This is a genomic window from Streptosporangium sp. DT93, from assembly GCF_049844535.1.
Lineage (GTDB): Bacteria > Actinomycetota > Actinomycetes > Streptosporangiales > Streptosporangiaceae > Streptosporangium.
The window spans coordinates 308,701-331,537 of the sequence record NZ_JBNCLF010000005.1 but is presented as its reverse complement, the minus strand read 5'-3'; the positions used below and the strand labels follow the sequence as shown (position 1 = coordinate 331,537).

Here is a 22,837-nt window from a genome sequence, read left to right as displayed (position 1 = left end):
AGACCATGCGGGTCCTGTTCACGTCACACGCCGAGAAGAGCCACTTCCTCGGGATGGTGCCGCTGGCCTGGGCGCTGCGCAACGCCGGCCACGAGGTGCGGGTGGCCAGCCAGCCCGAGCTGACCGACGTCGTCACCGGTGCGGGCCTGACCGCCGTCCCGGTCGGCAGGGACCACCAACTGCGGCGCCTGTCCAAGGTCAGGGAGAGGGCGGCGCCCGGCGCCCCGGCCTTCGACATGGCCGAGGACCGGCCCGAAGTGCTCACCTGGGAGCACCTGACGTGGGGCTACAGCGGGCTGGTGCCGTGGTGGTGGCGGGTGGTGAACGACCCCATGATCGGGGACCTGGCCGCCTTCTGCCGTCAGTGGGAGCCGGACCTGGTGATCTGGGAGCCGCTGACCTACGCGGGGGCGATCGCGGCCGAGGCGTGCGGCGCCGCGCACGCCCGCTTCATGTGGGGGCTGGACCTGACGGCCCGGATGCGCGGCCACTACCTGCGCGTCATGGCGGAGCAGCCGCCCGGCGACCGGCAGGACGCGTTCGCCGACTGGCTGCGGCCGCACGCCGAACGCTGGGGGGTGCCGTTCTCCGAGAACATGACGACCGGGCACTTCACGATCGACTACACGCCCACCTCGCTGCGCCTGGACGTGCCGCTGACGTACCTGCCGCTGCGCTACATCCCCTACAACGGCCCCGCGGTCGTCCCGCCCTGGCTGCACACCCCGCCGACCAGGCCCCGGGTCTGCCTGACGCTGGGCACCTCGGCCACCGAACGCCTCGACGGCTACTCGGTCGGCGTGCAGGACATCCTCACCAGCCTGGCCGACCTCGACATCGAGGTCGTGGCCACGCTCCCCGACAAGCAGCAGGGCGAGCTGACCCACGTCCCCGGCAACGTGCGCCTGGTCTCCTTCGTCCCCCTGCACGCCCTGACCCCCACCTGCTCGGTGATGATCCACCACGGCGGCGGGGGCTCCTTCTCCACCAGCGTCGTCAACGCCGTCCCCCAGCTCATCCTCGCCGACATGTTCGACGCCCCCCTCAAGGGCGAACTCCTCGCCCGGCAGGGCGCCGGCCTCACCCTGCACAGCAGCCAGGCCACCGGACCCCGGGTGCGCGAACACCTGCTGCGCCTGCTGAACGAACCCTCCTTCGCCGAGGCCGCCCGACGCCTCCAGCAGGAGACCCACGCCACCCCCGGCCCCAACCAGCTCGTCCCCGAACTGGAACGACTCACCGCGCTGCACCGCTCCGGCGCGTCCCGGCAGGCCGTGAAGTCCCGGTAGGCCGTCGACGAAGCGGTGGCGGGGCCGGGGGCGGCCCCGCCACATCGCGGGGATCAGACGACGTGCACCTCGGGCACGTACAGGATCCACCTGCCGCCCGCCTCGCGGAAGGCGCGCTCCTTGGCCATGATCTCCTCGGCGTGGTTCCAGGCGAACAGCAGCGCGTAGTCGGGGTAGGGATCGGCGAACGCGGCGGGCTCCCTGACCGGGATGTGCGAGCCCGGGGTGAGCCTGCCCTGCTTGGCGACGGTGGTGTCGCAGATGAACGGGACCAGGTCGGGGCCGATGCCGCAGTAGTTGGTCACGGTGGCGCTCTTGGCGGTCGCGCCGTAGCCCACGACCCGCTTGCCGTCCTCGCGCAGGTCGCGCAGCAGGGCGTTGAGGTCGTCGCGGATCCGCTCGACGTTGCGGGCGAAGCCCTTGAGCGTGGGCATGGCGGCGAGGTTGCGCTTGTTCTCGTCCTCCAGCAGCTCGGCCACGGCCGGGGCCGGGGTCCTGGCGCCGGCGTGGGCCAGCGTGTAGCGGACCTCCCCGCCGTGCACCGGGAGCCTCTCGACGTCGACGAGCTCCAGGTCGAAGCGGGCCGCCATGGCCTGCACGGAGCGGACCGTGAAGAAGTAGAAGTGCTCGTCGTAGATCTGGTCGAAGGAGGTGCGCTCGACGATCTCGGAGAAGTACGGGTCCTCGAAGACGAAGACGCCCGTGGGGGCCAGCAGCGCACCCACCCCGCGCAGGATCGACTCCATGTACGGGATGTGGCAGAGGGTGTTGGCGGCGTAGATGACGTCCGCCCGCCCGTCGGCGGCGAGGATGTCGCGGGCGGTCTCCTCCTCGAAGAAGGAGGTGCGGACCCGGATGCCCTTGGCGTGGGCCATCGCGGCCACCCCGCCGGACGGCTCCACGCCCAGGTGGCGGACCCCGGCCTCGGCGATCGCCTTCAGCATCACCCCGTCGTTGCAGCCGAGCTCGACCACGAACGGGTCGGTGCCGGTCAGCTCGGTGGCGAGCAGGCGGCGCGCGAGCTTCTCGAAGTGCTCGCGCATGACCGCCGAGCCCGACGACACGTACGGGTAGTCCTCGTGGAACATGCGGTCGCGGGGGATCTCCTCCATGAGCTGCACCATCGTGCAGGACTCACATATCCCGACGGCGAGCCGCACGAAGAACTCGTCCGCGAAATCCTCGGGACGGACGAACGCGTCGGAGAGCGGCTGGCGCCCGAAGTCGAAGAATTCGGCAAGGGGACCGGCGCAGACACGGCAGCGCGACTGGGAAGACATACTCGGCTCCTCGATTCGATGTGCACGGGAGGGGTGAATCAACTGAAAATCGTACGGAGATTCGCTTCGGGCATGCCGAAGAAAGGAAGCCGGGAGCGTTTGTTCAGGATACCCGGACGTCCCCTGCGGTCGCTTTCCCGGTGTTTCATGGTCATATCGTTATCCGCCGGGCCCGGCTGCGGATCTCGTCGACGAGCCCGGCCTGGGCGAGGGCCTGCCCGGTGTGCGCGGCCTGCACGGCCTGTCCATCGCCCCGCCTGACCGAGCGGGCGAACGACTCCAGGATGTTGACGAACTGCCGGTCGGCGGGAAGGGTCCGCTCCTCGACGTGGTCCTGCCGCTCCAGGCGCACGACCGGGCGCATCGAGTCGGGCGAGGTGTAGGCCCGGTCCAGGGTGAGCGTCCCGAGCGACCCCCACAGCGCGTACGAGCTGCGGTAGGAGTGCTCGAACCCGAACCTGATCTGCGCGCCGACGCCCCGGGGCGAGCACAGCAGCGCGCCGCCGTCGACGTCCACCCCGGTGGCGGCGTCGTAGCGCAGGAACGCGCCGCAGACCTCCAGGTCGCCGCCCAGGAAGAGCTGGGCGGCGCGGATCGGGTAGACGCCGACCTCGAACAGCGCCCCGCCGCCGAGTTCGGGCCGGTAGCGGAAGTCGCCGGGGTCGCGCGGCGGGATGCCGAAGTCGCCGGAGAAGGAGCGCAGCTCGCCGATGGCCCCCTCGCCGAGCAGCCGGCGTACCTCCTCGTGCTGGGAGTGGTGGGGGAAGACGAGGTTCTCCACCAGCAGCAGCCCGCTGCGCTCGGCCAGGGACAGCAGCCCCTCGGCCTCCTCGCGGCTGGTGGCCAGGGGTTTCTCGGCCAGCACGTGCTTGCCGGCCCGCAGCGCGCGCTCCACCCACCCGGCGCGCAGCCCGGTGGGCAGCGGGATGTACACCGCCTCCACGTCCGCGCGCTCCAGCAGCGCCGCGTAGCCGGTGACCGCCTCGCAGTCGAAGCGCCGCGCGAAGGTCTCGGCCTTGGCCCTCTCACGACCGGCGACCGCCACCGGAAGCACGTCCGGGCTGGCGGCCATCGCGGGCAGCATCCGCCGCCAGGCGATGTCCGCGCACGAGAGCACGCCCATGCGCACCGGTGCCGGTGAGGTCGTCAACGCTCCCCTCCCCACAGGCCCTGCAGGCAGGCCACCAGGGTGCGGGCCTGGACGTTGACGTAGTAGCTGTGCCGCAGCAGCCCCGACAGCTGGCCGAGGGTGACCCAGGCGTAGTCCTCGGGCACCTCGACGGGGAAGTCGTCCTCGGCCTCGATCACCAGGTACCTGATGACCGCGCCCATGAAGCGCCCCCCCTCCTCCGACAGCAGCGCATCGAAGCGGATCCGGGACGGGTCGGCGCCAAGCACGTACTCCATGAAGCGCGGGTGCCGCGCGGCGGGCACCCCCTCGTAGCTGTCGGGCGCGCACTGCAGGGTCGCGGCCAGCTCGACCATGTCCGGCAGGCCGCCCTCCATGCGGGCGTGGACCAGCACGTGCAGCACGCCGTGGACGCGTTTGACGACGAAGGCGACCACGCCCTGGCCCACCGGCACGAACAGGGGCTGGCTCCACGAGCCGACCTCCCGGCCGGCGCCGCTCACCGCGACCGCGGCGACCGTGAAGTACTTGCCCTCCTCGTGGGCGATCTCGTCGCGGGAGCGTTTCCAGCGGGTGATCTGCTCCAGGTCGACGCGCCGGCGGTCGACCAGCTTGGTGCTCCTGGCCGCGGTGAACCAGCTCAGCAGCCCGGTGGTGGTGTGCAGGGCGGCCCCGCCGCTGACGACCGAGCGGCGCAGCGCCCCGTGGAAGTCGCCCTCGCTCTCGCCGTCGCCGGCGCGGGCCAGGGTCGCGCCGTCGAACGGCACGCACGCCAGCACGGTGCGGGAGTCCATGTTGACGAGGTTGTCGACGCTCAGGAGTTCCTGGAGCTGGCCGATGGTGAGCCAGCAGAAGCCGTCGCGGACCTCGATGTCCTCGGCGTCGCCGGTCACCTCGACGACCATGTTGCGGTTGCGCTTGCACCAGAACCAGGAGCCGTGCTCGGACTGGAGCACGTCGACGAGCACGCTGCCGGGCCGGGGCCGGGTGAAGTACTCCAGGTAGGGCACGCCCGCGCCGCGGTGGACGCCGACGTAGTTGCTGTGCGTGGCCTGCACCGTGGGCGAGAGCTGCACGGAGTTGATGTTCCCCGGCTCCATCTTCGCCTGCATGAGGAAGTGGACGACGCCGTCGATCTCCTTCGCCAGGATGCCGAGGATGCCGATCTCGGACTGGTTGATGATCGGCTGCGACCAGCCCGCCTCCGGGTCCGAGCGGGTGCTGACCCGCAGTCCCTCCACGGAGAAGAACCGTCCGCTGCGGTGGACCAGGTTGCCGCTGCCCGGCGCGAAGCTCCAGCCGTCCAGGTCCGCGAAGGGGATCCGGGTGACCTCCGCGCGCTCCGTACGGTGGCGTTCGTCGAACCACTCCCTGAACTCGGCGAGGGGAAGGACGGCGCTGTCCCTGGCCATGGCCGATTTCGTCAGGCGGGCTCTGAATTCATTATTCTCCCGGCGCAGAGAATGTGATATCTGGGGGAGGCTGGTCATGTTCCGACCCTCCGGTCTATGGATCGCACGGCCTTCGCCGGAGAGTAATTACATACACCTCGTTAGTCCATTGTCTTCTTTCTTCCCGGGCTGTTCCACCGCGTCCGGAATCGCTTGACCGCCGGGTTCGCGGAAAATAGCGTTTGTCCCGCTGGCGAGACGGGACGGGGCGGAGCGACCCCTCGTCCGAGGGAGTTCCGAGGGAGTGTGGAGGCTCGATGGGTTCTTCTGTGAACGGCGGGGACGTCACGGTCGGCAGGATCGAGCCGTGCCGCATCGTCGAGCTTCCCGAGATCGTCGACCCCCGGGGCAGCCTGTGCGTGGTCGAGTCCGGCAAGCAGATCGACTTCGACGTGAAGCGGGCCTACTACATGTTCGACATGCCGCCGGAGACGCGGCGCGGCGGGCACGGCCACCGCCGCCTGCGGCAGCTGATCATAGCCGTGCACGGCAGCTTCAAGGTCGACGTGGACGACGGTTTCAACAGGCGCACGTTCGTGCTCGACCACCCCAGGCTCGGGCTCTACATGACCCCGATGGTCTGGCGCGACATGGTCGAGTTCACGCCGGGGACGGTCGGCCTGTGGCTGGTCTCCGAACCCTACGACGAGTCCGACTACTACCGCGACTACGACGAGTTCCTGCGGGACGCGCGGAGCCTCGCGTGAAGGTCCCCTTCCTCGACCTGCGGGCCCCCTACGAGGAGCTGCGCACCGAGGTGGACGCGGCCGTCCAGCGGGTGCTGAGCTCGGGCTGGTACCTCATGGGTCCCGAGCTGGAGGCGTTCGAGGCGGAGTTCGCGGCCTGGTGCGGCAACGCGCACTGCGTGGCGGTGGGCAGCGGCTGCGACGCGCTGGAGCTGTCCCTGCGGGCGATGGGCGTCGGCCCCGGCGACGAGGTGATCGTTCCCTCGCACACGTTCTTCGCGAGCTGGGCGGCGGTCTCCAGGACCGGGGCGCGGCCGGTGCCGGTGGAGCCCGACGAGCGCACCTGCACCCTCGACCCGGCGCGCGTCGAGGCGGCCGTCACGCCCCGCACCAAGGTGATCATGCCGGTGCACCTGTACGGCCACCCCGCCGACCTGCCGGCGGTCGAGGAGGTCGCGGCCAGGCACGGCCTGCGCGTCCTGCAGGACGCGGCTCAGGCCCACGGCGCCACCGGGCACGGCCGGCGGGTGGGGTCGCGCTCGCCGGACTCGCCGGGCTCACCGGATTCGCCGGGTTCGACGGCCGCGTTCAGCTTCTACCCCGGCAAGAACCTGGGTGCCCTCGGCGACGGCGGCGCCGTCGTCACGCAGGACGCGGAGCTGGCGGAGCGGGTGCGGCTGCTGCGCAACGTCGGCTCCCGAGAGAAGTACGTGCACGAGGTCGTGGCCCTCAACTCGCGGCTGGACGAGACGCAGGCCGCCGTGCTGCGGGTCAAGCTGACCCGCCTGGAGGAGTGGAACGAGCGCCGCCGGGCCGTGGCCGCGCGCTACCTGGACGAGCTCAAGGGCGTGGGCGACCTGGTGCTGCCCGATCCGGCCGCGTGGGCCGAGCCGGTCTGGCACCTGTTCGTGGTGCGCACCGCGCGCAGGCGGGAGCTGCAGGAGCGGCTGGCCGCCGCCGGGATCGGCACGCTCGTGCACTACCCGGTCGCGGTGCACCGCTCCCCCGCCTACGCCGGCGAGGGGTACGCGCCCGGGTCGCTGCCGCTGGCCGAGCGGCTGGCCGACGAGGTGCTGAGCCTGCCGATGGGCCCCCACCTCGACGCCCGCCAGGTGGACGCGGTCATCGCCGCGACGCGCGAGGCCTGCGCCTGACCTCTCCACCGGCTCGAAGACCACGGGACCCGCCTGAACACCCGAGGGGACCGGCCGGGCGAAGGCCCGGCCGGTCCCCTCACGCTTGCCTCAGGCCGAGCCGCTGTCGGGCTGCTCCAGCCACCCGGGGTTGGCCCTCGCCCACTCGATCGTCCTGGTCAGGCCGTCGCGCAGGTCGGTGGTGCTGCGCCAGCCGAGCACGGCGAGCGCCTTGGAGGTGTCGGGGACGCGGCGTGACAGGTCCTGGTAGGCGGAGCCGAAGCCCTCGCGCGGGTCCACCGGGACCGGCTTCTCCCCGCCGGTCAGCTCCACCACGAGCTCGATGAGCTCGCGGACGGTCGTCTCGACGGAGCTGCCGATGTTGAAGCACTCCCCCAGCGCCGCGCCGGCCGTGCCCGCCTCGACGGTGGCGGCGATCGCGTCGTCGATGAAGGTGAAGCAGCGCGTCTGGCCGCCGTCGTCGTAGAGGATCGGCGGCAGGCCGCGCAGGGCGCGGTGGACGCTGCGGCTGACCACGAAGCCGGGCCGCTGGCGGGGGCCGTAGACGTTGAAGTAGCGCACGATGGTGGCGTCGAGGCCGCGCTGGCGCATGTAGGCGAAGGTCAGGTGCTCGGCCAGCGCCTTGCTGGAGGAGTAGCTCCACCGGTCGGTGGCGGTGCTGCCGAGGACGCGGTCGTCGTCCTCGGCCCACGGGACGGCGGGGTTCTTGCCGAACACCTCGCTGGTGCTGGCCAGCACCAGCCGCGCGCCGGCCCGCCCGGTGAGCTCCAGCACGTTCCTGGTGCCCATGAGGTTGATGTCGATGACGTCCAGGGGCCGGTCGATGTACCGGTCGACGCCGACGACGGCCGCCAGGTGGTAGACGGTGTCGACGTCGTCGGTGATCACTCCGGCGAGCGCCTCGGGGTCCCTGATGTCACCGCCGACGTACCGTGCCCGGCCGCCGGTCGGGCCACCGTCCGAGCCACCGTCCGAGCCGCCGCCCGAGCCGCCGGACGAGCCGCTGCCCGGCCCGCCGGTCGGGCCGCCGTTCCGGCCTGGCGGGGTCGGCCCGCCGTCGAAGACCGTGACCTCGTCCCCGCGCCGGACGAGGGCCTCGGCGAGATGGCTGCCGAGGAAGCCGAGACCGCCGGTGACGACCACGTTCGCCATGTCCCCTACCTCCCGATCCCGCGGTAGGCGTACCCGGAGGCACGCAGCAGGTCGATGGTCTCGCGCGGATAGTAGGCGCGGCCGTCGATCACCGCGCACTTCGGGGCGACGTGCTCGCGGAGCGCGGCGAAGTCGATGTCGTGGAACTCACGGTGCCAGGCCAGGACGGCCAGGCAGTCGGCGCCGCGCACCGCCTCCTCCAGCGAGGCCGCCTGCGGAAGCCCGAAGAGCTTCTCGGCCTCGTCGGCGTCGACCAGCGGGTCGTACAGGGTGACCTCCACGCCCGCCTTGAGCAGCTCCTCCACGACCGGCCTGACCGGCGTCTCGCGCAGGTCGCCGGTGTTGTTCTTGAAGGCCAGTCCCAGGACCGTCACCTTCGCCCCCGCCGGTTGCCTGCCCAGTTCGGCCAGCTCCCCCACGATGAGGTCGCGGGTGTGGTGCGGCATGGAGTCGTTGACCTCGCGGGCCGCGGGGATCGTCAGCAGGTCGATGCCGTGCTCCTGGGCCGAGCGCCAGACCATCCAGGGGTCCTTGGTCAGGCAGGAGCCGCCCACGCCCACGCTCGGCAGCAGGATGTTGACGTTGCCGTTGCCCTTGGGGATGGAGTTGGCGGCGGAGATGATGTCGAGGACGTCGACGTCCAGCGCCGCGCAGACCCTGGCCAGCTCGTTGGCCAGGGCGATGTTGTGGTCGATCCACCAGTTGTCGGCGAGCTTGACCATCTCGGCCGCCTCCAGGGAGGCCACCGGGATGACCTCGACGCCGATCGTCCGGCGCCAGAACTCCACCGCGGCGGCCGAGGAGTCGGCGCACCAGCCGCCGACGATGATGGGGAAGCTGCGCAGCTCGCGCAGGGCGGTGCCCTCGGAGAGGCGCTCTGGGCAGAAGGCGACCCCGAAGTCCTCGCCGCAGACCAGGCCGCCGCGCTCCAGCAGCGGCAGCGCCAGGGAGCGGGTCACCCCCGGCGGGACCGTGCTCTTGAAGACCAGGAGCTGGCCGGGCCTGATGTGCCTGCCGAGTTCCTCGCAGGCGCCGCGGAGCTGGTTCTCCCGCATGACGCCGCGCTCGCCGGTGGGCGTGCCGACCGCGACGATCACCACGTCCGCCTCGGAGACGCTCTCGTAGCTCGTGGTGACGCGCAGCCGGTCGCCGGCGTGGCGGGCCACGAGCTCGGGCAGCCCGGCCTCGCTGAACCGGCAGTGCCCGGCGTTCAGCTCCTCGACGAGCACGGGGTCGGTGTCCACCCCGATCACGTTCACGCCACGGTCGGCCAGGACCGCGGCGACGCACGACCCGACGTATCCCAGGCCGAGAACCGCGGCCGTGATGTTCTCCCGCTCTGGCAGGAAACGCATGTCATCTCCAAAGGTCTGGCTTTACCGGGTGAGGACACGACGCAGGCGCCAGACGCCGAGGGCGAACAGGACGGCGGCGTAGCAGCTCAGGATGCCGAACTGGGGCAGGATGTCGACGATGGTGCCGCCGTTCCTGACCAGTTCGGCGAATGCCTCGTAGGCCCAGGCGTGCGGCGTCACGTGGGCGATGGTCTGCATGGTGGGGCTGAAGGACTCCAGGGCGACCATGGAGCCGCCGAGCGCGGCCAGTCCCAGCCCCAGGACCATGGCGACGGAGACCGCCGCCCCGGGGGTCTTGAACGCCGCCCCCAGCAGCATCGCGGCCCCGCTGCCGACCACGGAGAAGACCACGACGAGGGCGCCCGCCGCGAACGGGTCCCCCCAGTCGACCCCGAAGATGACGGCCGAGCCGATCATGATCAGCAGCGCCTGGGCCAGCGCGATGACCAGGCGTCCCAGGGCCTCCCCGGCGACGATGGCGCGCGCCGTGACCGGGCTCGCGTACATCCGGCGCGCCACTCCCGACAACCGGGTCTCGACGAGCCCGATCGCGGCGGTCAGCGAGGTCAGGAAGGTGAACATCAGCATCAGGGGCGGGGCCGAGGCGCCGAAGGGGTTGAACCCCTCGGGGAACAGGCTCCGGCCCGTGGTGGTGACGTTCACCCGCACGGTCCCGACCTCGGCCTGATCGGCCTTGGCCAGGTTCTGCTCGAAGGTCCCGGCCCCCTCCTGCTGCCCGAAGCGGGCGGCGCGCAGCAGCGCGGACTGCTGGGGGACGACGGAGCGGATCCAGGTGCCGATCTCGGCCGCGCCGGGGTCCTCCTGACGGGTCAGGTAGCTCACCTCGACCTGGCCGCCGCCGCGCACCTTGGCGTCGTAGTCGGCCGGGACGATCACGCCGGTCCGCAGCCTGCCGCGTTCCACCGCGGTGCGCAGCGCGGCCTCGCTCTCGACCCGCTCGACCACGATGCGCTTGCCCGAGCCGAGGGCCTGCACCAGCTGCTCCGACAGCGGCCCTGAGCCGCTCACCAGGCCCAGCGTGAGCTGCTGGTTGCCGCCGAACATCTGTCCGAGCACGAAGACCATCAGGAACGGCGCCACGACCAGGAAGAAGATGTTGGTGCGCTCGCTGAAGACCCGGCGGAGGTTGACCATTGCTATGGCGAGGACCTTCACGCATGCACCATCCTTCCGATGCGGAACAGGGCCAGGCCGCCTCCCAGGACGGCGAAGCCGAGCAGGGCGGCGACCGGGACGGCCACGGCCTGCAGCGATCCCCCGCCGGCCAGGTCGCCCAGGCCCTGCATGAACCACTTGTGGGGGGTGAGGTAGCCGAGCGCGGTGAGCCCGCCGAGCTGCGCGCTGGGGAAGAACACCCCGCCGAAGATGCCCAGCAGCATCGCCACCACCGACTGCCAGTTCGACGCCTGCTCGGCGGTACGGGCGAAGGTGGCCAGCGCGGTCATCAGCCCGGTGGCGGCGAGCACTCCCGAGACCACCAGCGCGGCCACGCCCAGCGGGTCCCCCCAGCGGGCGCCGATCACGAGCGTGGTGACCACGACGAGGATCGCCATGCTCACGATGCCGACCAGGACGCCGCTGAGCAGTTTGCCCACCACGATCGTGGGCCGGGAGATCGGCGCGGCCAGCATCCGGGTCAGCGTGCCGCCCCTGCGCTCGTCGAAGATGCTGGTGATGCTGAACACCACCGCGAAGAACAGGAAGAACATGGCCATGCCGGCCGAGTAGTAGGTGGTGACGTCGAGCTGGCGCTTCAGCGCGGAGGCGTCCTCGCGCAGCGTGACCGGCATGGGGAGCGCGACGGCCCGCTCGGCCAGCGCGGCGGCGCGCTCGTCGCCGGGCGCCGTTCCCGGGGGCGCGGCCACGGAGACGGCCAGCCGGACCGAGTGCAGCCCGGCGGCGTAGGACTGCGCGACCTCCCGGGCGACCTGGACCGCGACCGGCGCGCCGACGTTGCCGATGATCTCCAGCGTGGCGGGCCGTCCGGCGCGCGCGTCCGCGGAGAAGTTCGCGGGGACGACGAAGGTCGCCTCCACCTCGCGGCGCTGCGTCAGCGCGCGGGCCTCGTCGGCGGTGGCCACCGGCCGCAGGACCACGGTGCCCGACGCGCTCATGGGTTCCAGGACCTGGCCGACGAAGCCGGCGTTCCCGGCCGCCCGGTCGGCGTCGACCACGGCGTAGCGGGCCTTGAACTCCTGGCCCGCGTCGCCGAGGACCGCGTTGAGGATGAAGGCCATGCCGAGCGGCAGCACGAGCGCGAAGACGATCAGTGTGCTGTCCTTCGCCCGCTGTCGCAGGTCCTTCACGAGTATGGTGATCATTCCGCGCACCGTGGGCCTCCGTTCCCCTCAGTTCCCGCCGGTCCCTGCCGGTCCCTGTCAGTCACCGTCAGTCCCTGTCAGCCGCCGTCAGTCCCGCAGCGCCTTGCCGGTGAGGTGCAGGAAGACGGCCTCCAGGTCGGGTTCGCGCACCTCCGCCGAGCGGACCGACGCGCCCGTGCCCGCCACGACCTCGAACAGTCGCGGCAGCACCGCCCTGGCCCCCTCCACGAGCAGGTCGACGCGGGATCCCTCCCCGGAGACCTGGCGCACCTGCGGCACGTCGGCGAGGGCGTGCCGTACGCGGTCCAGGTCGCCGTCCACCTGCAGCAGCACCTGGTCGTTCTCGCCCACCAGGTCCACCAGCTCGCGGCGGGTGCCCTCGGCCTTCATCTGGCCCAGGTCGACGATGCCGACCCTGTCGCAGAGGCGCTCGGCCTCCTCCATGTAGTGCGTGGTGTAGAGCACGGCCACCCCCTCGGCGGCCAGGCGCTGCACGCTCTCCAGGATGGAGTTGCGGCTCTGCGGGTCGACCCCGGCGGTGGGCTCGTCGAGGATCAGCAGGCGCGGGCGGTTCAGCAGCCCGATGCCGATGTTCAGGCGGCGGGCCATACCTCCGGAGTAGCCCGAGACGGCCTCGTCGGCGCGGTCGGCCAGCCCGATCGTCTCCAGCACCTCGCCCACCTTGCTCTTGCCCTGGCGTCCCCGCAGGCCGTGGAGCTGCGCGAAGAACCACAGGTTCTGGCGTGCCGTGAGGTCCTGGTAGAGCGCGAGTTCCTGGGGTACATAGCCGATCAGCGCCTTGGTCGTGGTGTTCCGCGCGTCGTGCGGCTGACCGTCGATGACGACGGTGCCCTCGTCGCGCTCGACGACGCCGACAATCATGGAAATCGTCGTGCTCTTTCCGGCGCCATTCGGCCCGATCAGCCCGTAGACTTCGCCCTCGGCTATGGAAAACCCGATGCCGTCGACCGCAACTATCTGGCCATAACGTTTACGGAGTCCTTCGCACACCAGAATGCTGTCGCTCATACGGCCTGATTCAACACGTCCCGTTCTCGCGGCACAAGATATCGGAGAAGGAGCGCGGCAGGCTTTGCGTTCCGTCCGCGAATGGCCTACGGCGTTTGCCGTCGCAGAGGGCGTCCGATCTCGGAAAAGCGCCCGGGTGGGGCGGCCCTGACGCCCTGAGGCGCGAGGGGACCGCGAACGCGGGGGGAGACACGAGGTCTCCCCCCGCGAACGCGGAGAAAATCAGCAGGTGCTGCTGCTGATCGTGCTGCTGGGCAGCTCGGCGTACTCGGGCGCTACTTCGATCTCCTGCAGCTCGAGAATGTTGGACAGATCCATTAAGACACCTCCTTCGAGGGCTCGAATGTCAGGTCGGCCATGTGGCGACCCCGGGCCGTCCGGAAAATTCTTCCCCTGTGGCGGATCGTCGTCGTCGCCGGCTTCGGAAGGTGAACCGCTCGCATTTCACGGATTGCACGAAAACCACACCGTGACACCTCCACCGAAAAGCGATGACGAACGAAAGAGCCATCGAGGCGTCAATCCCGGCCGCTCCGGTCACGAAACATAGTTATGAACCCCCGGAATGCGCAACGGCCTGTCCTAAAACGGCCATCCGGCCGGTGTTTCCATAAGGCGAAAACAGCTCCGGGCGCGAGGCTTTAGCCGTGACATTATATTTCCCATGCACCACGCCGAGCCGAATGCCAGCGAGGACCGGGTAATCACGCTCCAGGAACTGCACGAAGTGTTTCACCGGATGACCGGGAGCGGCTACCGGGAGGTCCTGGTGGCGCTCTCCGAGGACCCGCTGGGCCGGTTCCTGTCCGGACGGCTGGACGAGCTGCGCGCCGGCGAGAACCGTTCGGTCTGCGTCGTCCGCGCCGGGACCGGCGAGACCGTCACCGGCGCCGGAACCGGAACCGGAACCGGGCCTGGGTCGCGGGCGGGCCGCTCCGGGGTCAGGACGCTGCCCTCGCTCCCGCTCTCGGCGCTCGTCGCCGACCGGCGGACGGCGCTGCTGAGCCTGCGGACCCCGCCCGGTGAGGCGCCCGGCCCCGTGGTCCTGGTCACGCGGCCCGGCCACGTCTCCACCCTGGCCTCCGTGCTCGACCACCTGTGGGAGGGCGCGTACGCGGCGCCGTCCGCGGAGGCGGTCCCCGCGGGGGGCAGGCCGCAGGGACGCTGCCTGGCCGTGCTCGCCCTCCTGGCGGAGGGGCTGACCGACGCCGCCGTCGCGGCACGGCTCGGGATCGCGGAGCGGACCGTCAGGCGCGAGGTCAACGGGCTGATGCAGTCGGCGGGCGCGACCAGCAGGTTCCAGCTGGCGCTACGGGCCCAGGAGCTCGGCTGGCTGCACCGTCCCGCCGGCGAGACAATTCCGGGAGCCGGACCGGAAGGCGGGCCCGTCCACGGCCGCGTACCGCTTTTTCACGACCGTGGATAACAGCGTTGACTATCCAGGAACCCCAAACCTAATGTCCAACCGTCAGCGAGATCCGACGGTTCGATCAGACGGGATCATTGCGTCCCGGAACCATCGCCGCCGAGAGAATTCAAGGTGACAGAATCGTGCTCATTCCCCATGTCGAGACCCAGCGGACGATGCTCTCGATCGCGGACCCCTCGGACGGGGTCGCCCTCTACGAGCTCCTCCTCGGCCTGGGGCTGCACAGCATGCCTCCGCTCAAGGTCTTCCTGGAGCAGATGAAGAAGCAGAACATCTCCGCGCTTTTCGCGATCAAGCTGCGGCACAGCGGTGAGACCGTGGGCTTCGGGACCCTGCACGACATGGACCCGGCCGGGCACATCCAGATCGGCATATTCACCGACACGGACAAGGCGCGGTACGGTCTCGGTGGCGAGGCCATGATGCTTCTCGTCAATTACGCGTTCGCCACGTGGGAGAACGTCAGGAAAGTCTATTTCGTCACCACGGACGCCAGCATCGACCGGATCGGCTGGGTCGGGAACCTCATCCCCAAGGAGGCGACCCTTCCCAAGCACATGTTCTTCCAGGGATGCCTGTGGGACGTGCACTTCTACGCCATCTACCGGCGGATGTGGGAGAAGGAGGGCGCCGACGTCCTCACCCGGCTGGTCTCCGGTCCCGACGCCGTCCGGTCGAAGGGCCTGCGCGCGCTCGTCCGTCACCTCAGGAATCTCGTCACGAGGCCCAAGGAGTACGCGCGGTGACCGACACCCCGACGGCCCGCACGCCCCCCGCGTTCGGCGGTGAGCGGCTCCTCGTGGTCGGCACCGGCGCCATCGCCGCGATGTACCTGCCGTTCTGGCTCAACTGGCTGACCACGGCGTACAGGAACCTCGAGGTGCAGGTCGTGCTCACGTCGAGCGCGGAGCGTTTCGTCAGCGCGCAGGCGCTGAGCGTGCTCGTGCGCCGCGAGGTCATCCCCGACCGGTGGCCCGAGGAGACGCGGCCGGACGCGCTGCACGTGCGGCTGGCCGAGTGGAGCGACAGCGTCGTGGTCTACCCGGCGTGCCTGAACTTCATCTCCAGGCTGGCCCTAGGGCTGGCCGACACCCCCGCGTTGCTGATGTTGCAGTGCACCTCGGCCCCCGTCGCGGTGGCCCCCTCGCTGCCGCCGGGCGCGATGGACAACCCGACCCTGCAGCGGCACCTGGCGACCCTGGCCGAGCGGCGCAACGTCGTGGTCTCGCCGGTGCAGGCGGTGCCCAGCCTGACCACCGGGCGGCGCGACGCGGCGGGGGCGCCTCCGCTCTCGACGTTGATCACCATGCTGGAGGCGCTGCGCGTCTCCCTGTCCGGCGACGGGTCCGGCGACGGGTCGGACGGCACGTCCGGCGATGCGTCGGGCGAGGTGTCCGGTGACGGGCCACGGGTCGCCGGGGCCGAGGCGGTCTGAGCCGGAGGGTCCCGCCGTGGCCGTGCGGGATTCACCGGTCCCGGCGGGACGGCGGACACGGCAGAGGCAGCAGCGGGGCAGCAGCGGGGCAGCAGCGGGCACGCGATAGGGAGCACCACGCATGCAGGACATGATGCAGATCTACACTCTGGCCGACCCGCTCTTCTTCGAGGAGCCCACGCGCTGGTCGGGAGGCGTCGGCTTCATCGGCGACGCCGAGCTCGCCGTGTCGCGCGAGGCCGTCCCCGAGGGCTGGGTGCGCAAGGAGCGCGGCGTCTGGGTCTCGCTGCGGCCGGCCGGTCAGGCCACCGCCGAGCAGGGGTGGAAGGTCCACCTCTCGGCGACGCTGGACAACGCCGACCGGCTCTGCTCGGCCGCCTGGGACCACTGCGTCGAGCGCGGCATCCCGTTCAAGCACCTGCGTGACCGCAACATGCTGCTCGTCTTCAACGCCAAGTACTCCCCGCGCGGCTCCAGCGGAAAGCTGGTCACCGTCTACCCGCGCGACGAGGAGGAGCTGCGGTCGGTGCTGACGGAGCTCTCGGCCGAGCTGGAGGGCGAGCCGGGCCCGTACATCCTCAGCGACCTGCGCTGGGGTCAGGGTCCGCTGTTCGTCCGCTACGGCGGCTTCACCGAGATGACGTGCGTGGACGAGCACGGCGAGAGCGTCTTCGCGATCCGCCACCCCGACGGCACCCTGCTGCCCGACCGGCGCAGGCCGGTCTTCGACCCGCCCAAGTGGGTGGAGCTGCCGGAGTTCCTCCGGCCGCACCTGGACTCCCGCCGCGACGGCGCGGGCGGCGAGCTTCCCTATCTCGTACGGCGGGCCCTGCACTTCTCCAACGCCGGGGGCGTCTACCTGGCCACCCGGCGCACCGACGACAGGGAGGTCGTGCTCAAGGAGGCCCGCCCGCACACCGCGGTGGACGCCAACCACCAGGACGCGATCACCCGCATGGCCCGCGAGAGCTGGGCGCTCACCGCGCTGCGGGGCATCCCGGGCATCCCCGAGCTGTACGACGAGCTGGACGTGGCCGGGCACCGCTTCCTGGTCGAGGAGTACATGGACGGCCAGCCGCTGAACGTGTGGTGCGGGACCGCCCACCCGTGGGTGACCAGGGCGGAGCCGACCGAGGAGGAGATCGCGTCCTACACCCGCAGGGCGGTGGCCGTCGCCGCGCGGATCGAGGAGCTGATCGCCGCCGTGCACGCACGCGGGGTGGTGTTCGGCGACCTGCACCTGGGCAACGTCATCGTCCGGCCCGACGAGTCGGTGGCCCTTGTCGATTTCGAACTGGCGTTCGACGCGACGGACGCCGACTGGCGGCCGGGGCTCTCCGCGACGGGGTTCGGCAGCCGGAACAAGAGCGGCGCCGACCGCGACCTGCACGCCCTGGCGGCGGTGCGCCTGGCCATGTTCGTGCCGTACAGCAAGATCACCGCGCTTCAGCCGGACAAGGTCCACGAGTTCGTACGGCTGATGTGCGAGGAGTTCCCGGTGCCGGCGGACTGGGCCGGGACGATCCTGTCCCACCTGACACCCCCCGCCGGGGCGGTTCCCTCCCCCGGGGCGTCGGCCTCTTCCGGCGTCTCGGTCTCCCCTGACGCGTCGGCCTCTTCCGGCGTCCCTGTCCCCCTTGACCCGTCGGCCTCTCCGGGTTTTCCCGTCTCCCCCGGTGGGGTGGCCTCTCCCGGTGCTCCCGTCTCCCCCGGTGAGGCGTCGCGGCCGGGCGGGGGGCTCCCGGACCTGGGCGAGCCGGTCGTGGACTGGGAGGCGGTGCGCGCGTCCCTGGCGAAGGGGATCCTCGCCTCCGCGGACCCCGGGCGCAAGGACCGCCCCTTCCCCGGTGACGTGCACCAGTTCCTGTCCGGAGGTCTCGGCCTCGCCTACGGCGCGGCCGGGGTGCTGTGGGCGCTGGAGGTGACCGGTCACGGCCGCCACCCCGAGCACGAGCGCCGGCTGATCGACGCGGTACGGGACTCCACCCCGCGCCGCCCGGGTCTCTACGACGGCACCGCCGGTCTCGTCCACGTCCTCGACCACCTGGGGTACCCCGACGAGGCGGCCGAACTGCTCGACCGGCACCCGGTGCCGGACCGCGCGAACATCTCGATGTTCTCCGGGTTCGCGGGCATCGGGGCGATGCTGACCCACCTGTCGGGCGGACGGGACGGCACGCCCGGCGCAAGCGGCCACCTGGCGTCGGCACTGGCCGTCGCCGACCGGCTGGCGGACGCCGTACGGCGCGGCGATCCCGGCACGGCCCGCGGCCCGAACCTTCCGTCCCCCACCCGCCCGGTGGAGCCCGGCCTGATGCGGGGCTGGTCCGGGGTGGCCCTGTTCCTCGTCCGGCTGTTCGAACGGACCGGCGACACCGGCCACCTGGACCACGCCGCGCTGGCCCTGGGGCTCGACCTCGACCGGTGCGTGACGACCGCCGACGGCGGGCTGGTGGCCGAGGAGGCGGGCGTGCGCACGATGCCCTACCTCGACGTCGGCAGCGCGGGCATGGCCCTGGTCGCCGACGAGTTCCTCGCCCACCGCGAGGACGACAGGCTCCGCGCGAGCCTGCCGGGACTGCTGCGCGCCTGCCGCACGCGCGTCGCGCTGCAGTCCGACCTCTTCCGCGGCACGGCCGGTCAGGTGGTCGTGCTCTCCCGGACCGGCGCCGGTGACGAGGAGCTGGACCGGCGGCTGCGGGACCTGTGCCGGCACGCCGTCTCCTTCCGGGGCCATCTCGCCTTTCCCGGTACCAACGGTTTCCGGCTCTCCATGGACCTGGCGACGGGCGGCGCGGGCGTGCTGCTCGCCATGTCGCAGGCCGCCGGGACCGGCACGGCCTTCCTCCCGTTCTTCTCGCCCCGCGGGAGGCGTTGAGATGGACGACGCGGCGGCGGTGTCGGTCAGGGGACTGCGCAGGCGGTACGGGCGGATCGAGGCCGTGAAGGGCGTCGACTTCGACGTGGCACCGGGCGAGGTGTTCGGCCTGCTGGGCCCCAACGGGGCGGGCAAGAGCACCACGATCAACATGCTGTGCACGCTGATCCGGCCCACCGGCGGCAGCGCGACCATCGGCGGGCACGACATCGTGCGGCAGCGCGACGAGGTGAGGCGCGACATCGGGCTGGTCTTCCAGGAACCGACCGTCGACGGCTACCTCACCGGCGCGCAGAACCTGAGCTTCCACGCCGAGCTGTACGGCCTGCCGAAGAACGCCATCGAGGAGCGGATGCGGCGGGTCCTGGACATCGTCGGCCTGTGGAAGCGCCGCGACGACCGCGTGCACACCTACTCCGGCGGCATGCGGCGGCGGCTGGAGATCGCCCGGGGCCTGCTGCACTCCCCCCGCGTGCTGTTCCTGGACGAGCCCACGGTCGGGCTCGACCCGCAGACCCGGGTGGCGATCTGGGGCTACATCGCCGAGCTGCGCGAGCTGGAGAAGATCACGGTCTTCCTGACGACGCACTACCTGGAGGAGGCCGAGTACTGCGACCGCATCGCGATCATCGATCACGGTTCCGTCGTGGCGCTGGACACCCCGGAGGCGTTGAAGGCCACGGTGGGCAAGGACCGGATCCGCATCCAGACCGACGACGACGAGGCCGCCGCGGCGGTGCTGCGGGAACGCTTCCTGGTGGAGGTCGCGGCACGCGACGGCGGGCTCGTCATCTCCGTGCCCAGCGGCGAGGAGTTCGTACCGCGCCTGTTCTCCGGGCTCGGCGTGCCGATCAGGTCCGTGCAGATGACCAGGCCCTCGCTGGACGACGTCTTCCTCGCCTACACCGGCTCGACCATCCGCGACGCCGAGGACGGCACCACCACCTCCGGCGACCCCGGCGACTTAGGCACCCCCGGCGACCCCGATGATCCTGGCAACTCCAGCGACCCCGGCGACCTCAACGATCCCGGCGTCCCCGGCGACATGCGTGGCGAAGAGGTGACGGCCCGTGGCCGCGATTGAGACTCCCCCCGCCCGCGTCCCGCTGCGCGGCGCCGCCCACAACCTGCGCGCGGTGCGCGTGGTGCTCCGCAGGGAGATGATCCGCTTCGCCACCGACGGCAAGCGGGTCACGGCCATGCTCTTCCAGGCCTTCATGTGGATCTTCATCATCGGCAGCGGGTTCGGGTCCCTGATGCCGGGAGTCCCCGACGGCGTCGACCTGAAGACCTTCATGTTCCCCGGCGTCATCTCGATGACGGTGATCCTGACCGCGATGTTCTCCGCCTCCTCGATCGTCTGGGACCGCGAGTTCGGCTTCCTGCGGGAGATGCTGGTCGCGCCGGTGAGCCGTACCGCGATCGTGTTCGGCAAGGTGCTCGGCGGCGCGCTGGTCGCGACGCTGCAGAGCCTGGTGATCGTGGCCATGGCCGGGCTGGTCGGCGTCCCCTACGACCCGGTCATGATCGCCGGGCTCGTCGGCGTGATGTTCCTGACCGGGTTCACCATGTCGGCCTTCGGGGTGCTGGTCGCCGCGCGGATGACGAGCATGGAGTCGTTCCAGGGAATCGCGCAGATGGCGATCATGCCCCTGATGTACCTGTCGGGAGCGCTGTTCCCGCTCACCAACCTGCCCGGCTGGATGAACACGCTGACGCTGATCAACCCGCTGACGTACGCGGTCGACCCGACGCGCCAGGTCGTCTTCGCCCACCTGACCGTCCCGCCCGAGGTCGCGGCCGTGTACGGCACCGGGGTGCGCTGGTCGGGGTGGACCGTCCCGGTGGCGCTGGAACTGCTGCTGGTCGGCGGCGCGGGCCTGCTCATGCTCGCCCTGGCCGTCGCCCGCTTCAACCGGACCGACTGAGAACCGGACCGGGCCGGCTCAGGCGGGCTGCGCGTCGACCGTGCCCAGCAGCTCCCTCAGCCGGTCGCGCTGCTCGGCGGTGAGGACCGAGAACAACTCCTCGGCCACCCTCCTGCGCTCCTCGCGCACCCGCCCGTACAGCTCGCGGCCCTCGTCCGTCACCACCAGCAGGGTGGAGCGGCGGTTGGCCGGGTCGACCTCGCGGCGGACCAGACCGGCCTCCTCCAGCGCGTCGACCACCGGGGTCACCGAGCGCGGCACGATCCGCAGCCTCTCGGCGAGCTGAACCATCCGCAGCGGCGGCTCGGACTCGACGATCACCCTCAGCGCCCGCGCCTGGCCGGGGCTCAGGCCGAGCGGGCCGAGCCGCTCGCCGTACCCGCGCCGCAACCGGCGGCCGACGCCGTGCACGAGGTCGGCCAGTTCCGTCTCCACAGCGCCGAACTTATCCCAGTGCGCCCGGGAATGAATGCGAGTTAACCTCTGTTTGAGCAAACATCAGAAAGGAGTTCCATGACGGAACCAACCAGGAGTGCCCCACGGCACGAAACACCGCATATGCACGACGAACCTCGCGCGCCCCTGCGGCGCGTCGTCGGCCTGTTCCGCCCTTACCGGGGACGACTGGCCTTCGTGGGCGCCCTCATCGGGGTGTCCTCGCTCGTCTCGCTGGCCTCGCCGTTCATGCTCCGCGAGGTGCTCGACGACGCCATCCCCAACGGCAGGACCGGCCTGCTGACGCTGCTCGCGCTCGGCATGGTCACGGTGGCCGTCGTCACCAGCGTGCTCGACGTGATCCAGACGATGGTCTCCACCGGGGTCGGCCAGCGCGTCATGCACGACCTGCGCACCGCCGTCTACGGCCACCTGCAGCGCATGTCCCTGGCCTTCTTCACCCGCACCCGTACCGGCGAGGTGCAGTCGCGCATCGCCAGCGACATCGGCGGCATGCAGCAGGTGGTGACCTCCACCGCCGCCTCGATCGTCTCCAACCTGACCACCGTGGTGGCGTCGATCATCGCGATGCTGGTGCTGGACTGGCGGCTGACCCTCATCTCGCTGGCGCTGCTGCCCGTCTTCGTGGCGATCAGCCGCAGGGTCGGCCGGGAGCGCCGCAGGATCACCTCCGAGCGGCAGCGGAAGATGGCCGCCCTGTCGTCGATGGTCCAGGAGTCGCTGTCGATCAGCGGCATCCTGCTCGGCCGGACCATGGGGCGTGGCCCCGAGCTGGCCGGCCGGTTCTCCGTCGCCTCCGACGAGCTGGCCGACCTGGAGGTCCGCTCCAGCATGGCCGGGCGCTGGCGGCAGTCCACCATCCAGATCATCATGGCGGCGATGCCCGCGGTGATCTACTGGTCCACCGGCCTGACCTCGGTCGTCTCCATCGGCACCGTGGTCGCCTTCACCACCCTGCAGACGGGCCTGTTCCGGCCCGCCGTCTCGCTGCTGCGGCTCGGCGTCGACGTGCAGAGCTCGCTGGCGCTGTTCGCGCGGATCTTCGAGTACCTGGACCTGGAGGTGGACATCCACCCCGGCACCCGTACGCCGGAGAGCGTGCGCGGCGAGATCCGCTTCGAGCACGTCGACTTCTCCTACGGCGAGACCCCGGCCCTGTCGGACGTGGACCTCACCGTCCCGGCCGGCACCACCCTGGCCGTGGTCGGCGAGACCGGCTCGGGCAAGACCACGCTGAGCTACCTGCTGCCCCGCCTGTACGACGTGACCGGCGGCCGGATCACCGTCGACGGGGTGGACGTGCGCGAGCTGACCTTCGAGGCCCTGTCGGAGACGGTCGGCGTGGTGTCGCAGGAGACCTACCTGTTCCACTCCTCGATCGCCGACAACCTGCGCTTCGCCAAGCCGTCGGCCACCGACGAGGAGCTCGTCGCCGCCGCGCGGGCCGCCCGGATCCACGACCACATCGCGTCGCTGCCCGAGGGGTACGACACCGTGGTCGGCGAACGCGGCTACCGCTTCTCCGGAGGCGAGAAGCAGCGGCTGGCCATCGCCAGGACACTGCTGCGCAACCCGCCCGTGCTCATCCTCGACGAGGCCACCAGCGCCCTCGACACCCAGACCGAGCGCGCCGTCCAGGAGGCCCTGGACACCCTGTCGCGCGGTCGCACCACCATCACGATCGCCCACCGGCTGTCCACGATCCGCGACGCCGACCAGATCGCGGTCCTCGACCACGGCCGCGTCGTCGAGCGCGGCACCCACGAAGAGCTCCTCGCGGCCGACGGCCCCTACGCCGCCCTCGTCAACCGCGACCACTCCCTCACCACCGCCTGACCGGGTCA

General features: G+C 71.2%; 20 protein-coding genes. 10 read left to right on the top strand and 10 right to left on the bottom strand.

What is annotated here, in order from left to right:
* Positions 1-5: 5 nt before the first annotated feature.
* A complete protein-coding gene (locus tag ACLQ2R_RS14160; protein ID WP_425959937.1) occupies positions 6-1,289 on the top strand; it encodes an activator-dependent family glycosyltransferase in 1,284 nt (427 codons plus the stop codon).
* Positions 1,290-1,342: 53 nt separating this feature from the next.
* On the opposite strand, the gene ACLQ2R_RS14155 is transcribed toward ACLQ2R_RS14160, so the two are convergent.
* From ACLQ2R_RS14155 to ACLQ2R_RS14145, 3 genes are all read right to left on the bottom strand, one after another.
* Positions 1,343-2,569: a methyltransferase domain-containing protein gene (locus tag ACLQ2R_RS14155; RefSeq protein ID WP_425959936.1), complete on the bottom strand. Its 1,227-nt coding sequence runs from the start codon at positions 2,567-2,569 to the stop codon at positions 1,343-1,345.
* A gap of 151 nt (positions 2,570-2,720) precedes the next feature.
* Positions 2,721-3,719 carry a Gfo/Idh/MocA family protein gene (locus ACLQ2R_RS14150; RefSeq protein ID WP_425959935.1) on the bottom strand — a complete coding sequence of 333 codons (999 nt, stop codon included), beginning with the start codon at positions 3,717-3,719 and terminating at the stop codon, positions 2,721-2,723.
* Positions 3,716-5,110, bottom strand: a complete 1,395-nt coding sequence (locus ACLQ2R_RS14145) for an NDP-hexose 2,3-dehydratase family protein (protein WP_425959934.1) — start codon at positions 5,108-5,110, stop codon at positions 3,716-3,718. The genes ACLQ2R_RS14150 and ACLQ2R_RS14145 overlap by 4 nt, the downstream gene beginning before the upstream one ends.
* 296 nt (positions 5,111-5,406) lie before the next feature.
* Between ACLQ2R_RS14145 and ACLQ2R_RS14140 the strand changes: the two genes are divergently transcribed.
* Both ACLQ2R_RS14140 and ACLQ2R_RS14135 read left to right on the top strand, forming a co-directional pair.
* A complete protein-coding gene (locus ACLQ2R_RS14140) occupies positions 5,407-5,856 on the top strand; it encodes a sugar 3,4-ketoisomerase (protein ID WP_425959933.1) in 450 nt (149 codons plus the stop codon).
* Positions 5,853-6,989 carry a DegT/DnrJ/EryC1/StrS family aminotransferase gene (locus ACLQ2R_RS14135; protein WP_425959932.1) on the top strand — a complete coding sequence of 379 codons (1,137 nt, stop codon included), beginning with the start codon at positions 5,853-5,855 and terminating at the stop codon, positions 6,987-6,989. Before ACLQ2R_RS14140 ends, ACLQ2R_RS14135 begins: the two co-directional genes overlap by 4 nt.
* 90 nt (positions 6,990-7,079) lie before the next feature.
* Here the strand turns inward: ACLQ2R_RS14135 and ACLQ2R_RS14130 are convergent, their stop codons facing one another.
* The 6 genes from ACLQ2R_RS14130 to ACLQ2R_RS14105 all read right to left on the bottom strand — a co-directional run bounded on the left by ACLQ2R_RS14130 (position 7,080) and on the right by ACLQ2R_RS14105 (position 13,185).
* Entirely contained in the window at positions 7,080-8,141 is a 1,062-nt protein-coding gene (locus tag ACLQ2R_RS14130; protein ID WP_425959931.1) for an NAD-dependent epimerase/dehydratase family protein, read from the bottom strand.
* A gap of 5 nt (positions 8,142-8,146) precedes the next feature.
* Positions 8,147-9,496, bottom strand: a complete 1,350-nt coding sequence (locus tag ACLQ2R_RS14125) for a nucleotide sugar dehydrogenase (RefSeq protein WP_425959930.1) — start codon at positions 9,494-9,496, stop codon at positions 8,147-8,149.
* 21 nt (positions 9,497-9,517) lie between these two features.
* The gene (locus tag ACLQ2R_RS14120; protein WP_425959929.1) at positions 9,518-10,651 is read right to left on the bottom strand and encodes an ABC transporter permease; all 1,134 of its coding nucleotides are present in this window, start codon (positions 10,649-10,651) and stop codon (positions 9,518-9,520) included.
* Positions 10,652-10,668: 17 nt separating this feature from the next.
* Positions 10,669-11,838: an ABC transporter permease gene (locus ACLQ2R_RS14115; RefSeq protein WP_425959928.1), complete on the bottom strand. Its 1,170-nt coding sequence runs from the start codon at positions 11,836-11,838 to the stop codon at positions 10,669-10,671.
* An 87-nt stretch (positions 11,839-11,925) separates the two neighbouring features.
* Positions 11,926-12,867: an ABC transporter ATP-binding protein gene (locus ACLQ2R_RS14110; protein ID WP_425959927.1), complete on the bottom strand. Its 942-nt coding sequence runs from the start codon at positions 12,865-12,867 to the stop codon at positions 11,926-11,928.
* Positions 12,868-13,089: 222 nt separating this feature from the next.
* Entirely contained in the window at positions 13,090-13,185 is a 96-nt protein-coding gene (locus ACLQ2R_RS14105) for a class III lanthipeptide (protein ID WP_425959926.1), read from the bottom strand.
* Between the two features lie 346 nt (positions 13,186-13,531).
* On the opposite strand from ACLQ2R_RS14105, the gene ACLQ2R_RS14100 reads away from it, so the two are divergent.
* The 6 genes from ACLQ2R_RS14100 to ACLQ2R_RS14075 all read left to right on the top strand — a co-directional run bounded on the left by ACLQ2R_RS14100 (position 13,532) and on the right by ACLQ2R_RS14075 (position 20,537).
* Positions 13,532-14,293 (top strand): helix-turn-helix domain-containing protein, encoded by a 762-nt coding sequence (locus tag ACLQ2R_RS14100; protein ID WP_425959925.1) that lies wholly within the window; start codon positions 13,532-13,534, stop codon positions 14,291-14,293.
* A 125-nt stretch (positions 14,294-14,418) separates the two neighbouring features.
* Positions 14,419-15,042, top strand: a complete 624-nt coding sequence (locus tag ACLQ2R_RS14095; protein ID WP_425959924.1) for a GNAT family N-acetyltransferase — start codon at positions 14,419-14,421, stop codon at positions 15,040-15,042.
* Positions 15,039-15,731, top strand: a complete 693-nt coding sequence (locus tag ACLQ2R_RS14090) for a flavoprotein (RefSeq protein WP_425959923.1) — start codon at positions 15,039-15,041, stop codon at positions 15,729-15,731. The genes ACLQ2R_RS14095 and ACLQ2R_RS14090 overlap by 4 nt, the downstream gene beginning before the upstream one ends.
* 121 nt (positions 15,732-15,852) lie before the next feature.
* Positions 15,853-18,609 carry a class III lanthionine synthetase LanKC gene (gene lanKC / locus ACLQ2R_RS14085; protein WP_425959922.1) on the top strand — a complete coding sequence of 919 codons (2,757 nt, stop codon included), beginning with the start codon at positions 15,853-15,855 and terminating at the stop codon, positions 18,607-18,609.
* Position 18,610: 1 nt separating this feature from the next.
* Complete coding sequence (locus ACLQ2R_RS14080; RefSeq protein ID WP_425959921.1) at positions 18,611-19,693, top strand: ATP-binding cassette domain-containing protein; 1,083 nt, start codon at positions 18,611-18,613, stop codon at positions 19,691-19,693.
* Positions 19,680-20,537, top strand: a complete 858-nt coding sequence (locus tag ACLQ2R_RS14075) for an ABC transporter permease (protein WP_425959920.1) — start codon at positions 19,680-19,682, stop codon at positions 20,535-20,537. Before ACLQ2R_RS14080 ends, ACLQ2R_RS14075 begins: the two co-directional genes overlap by 14 nt.
* A gap of 18 nt (positions 20,538-20,555) precedes the next feature.
* Here the strand turns inward: ACLQ2R_RS14075 and ACLQ2R_RS14070 are convergent, their stop codons facing one another.
* A complete protein-coding gene (locus ACLQ2R_RS14070; RefSeq protein ID WP_425959919.1) occupies positions 20,556-20,972 on the bottom strand; it encodes a MarR family winged helix-turn-helix transcriptional regulator in 417 nt (138 codons plus the stop codon).
* A 123-nt stretch (positions 20,973-21,095) separates the two neighbouring features.
* Here ACLQ2R_RS14070 and ACLQ2R_RS14065 point away from each other — a divergent pair, with 123 nt between their 5' ends.
* On the top strand, positions 21,096-22,829 hold the full coding sequence (locus ACLQ2R_RS14065) for an ABC transporter ATP-binding protein (protein ID WP_425959918.1): 1,734 nt from the start codon (positions 21,096-21,098) through the stop codon (positions 22,827-22,829).
* Positions 22,830-22,837: the final 8 nt, after the last annotated feature.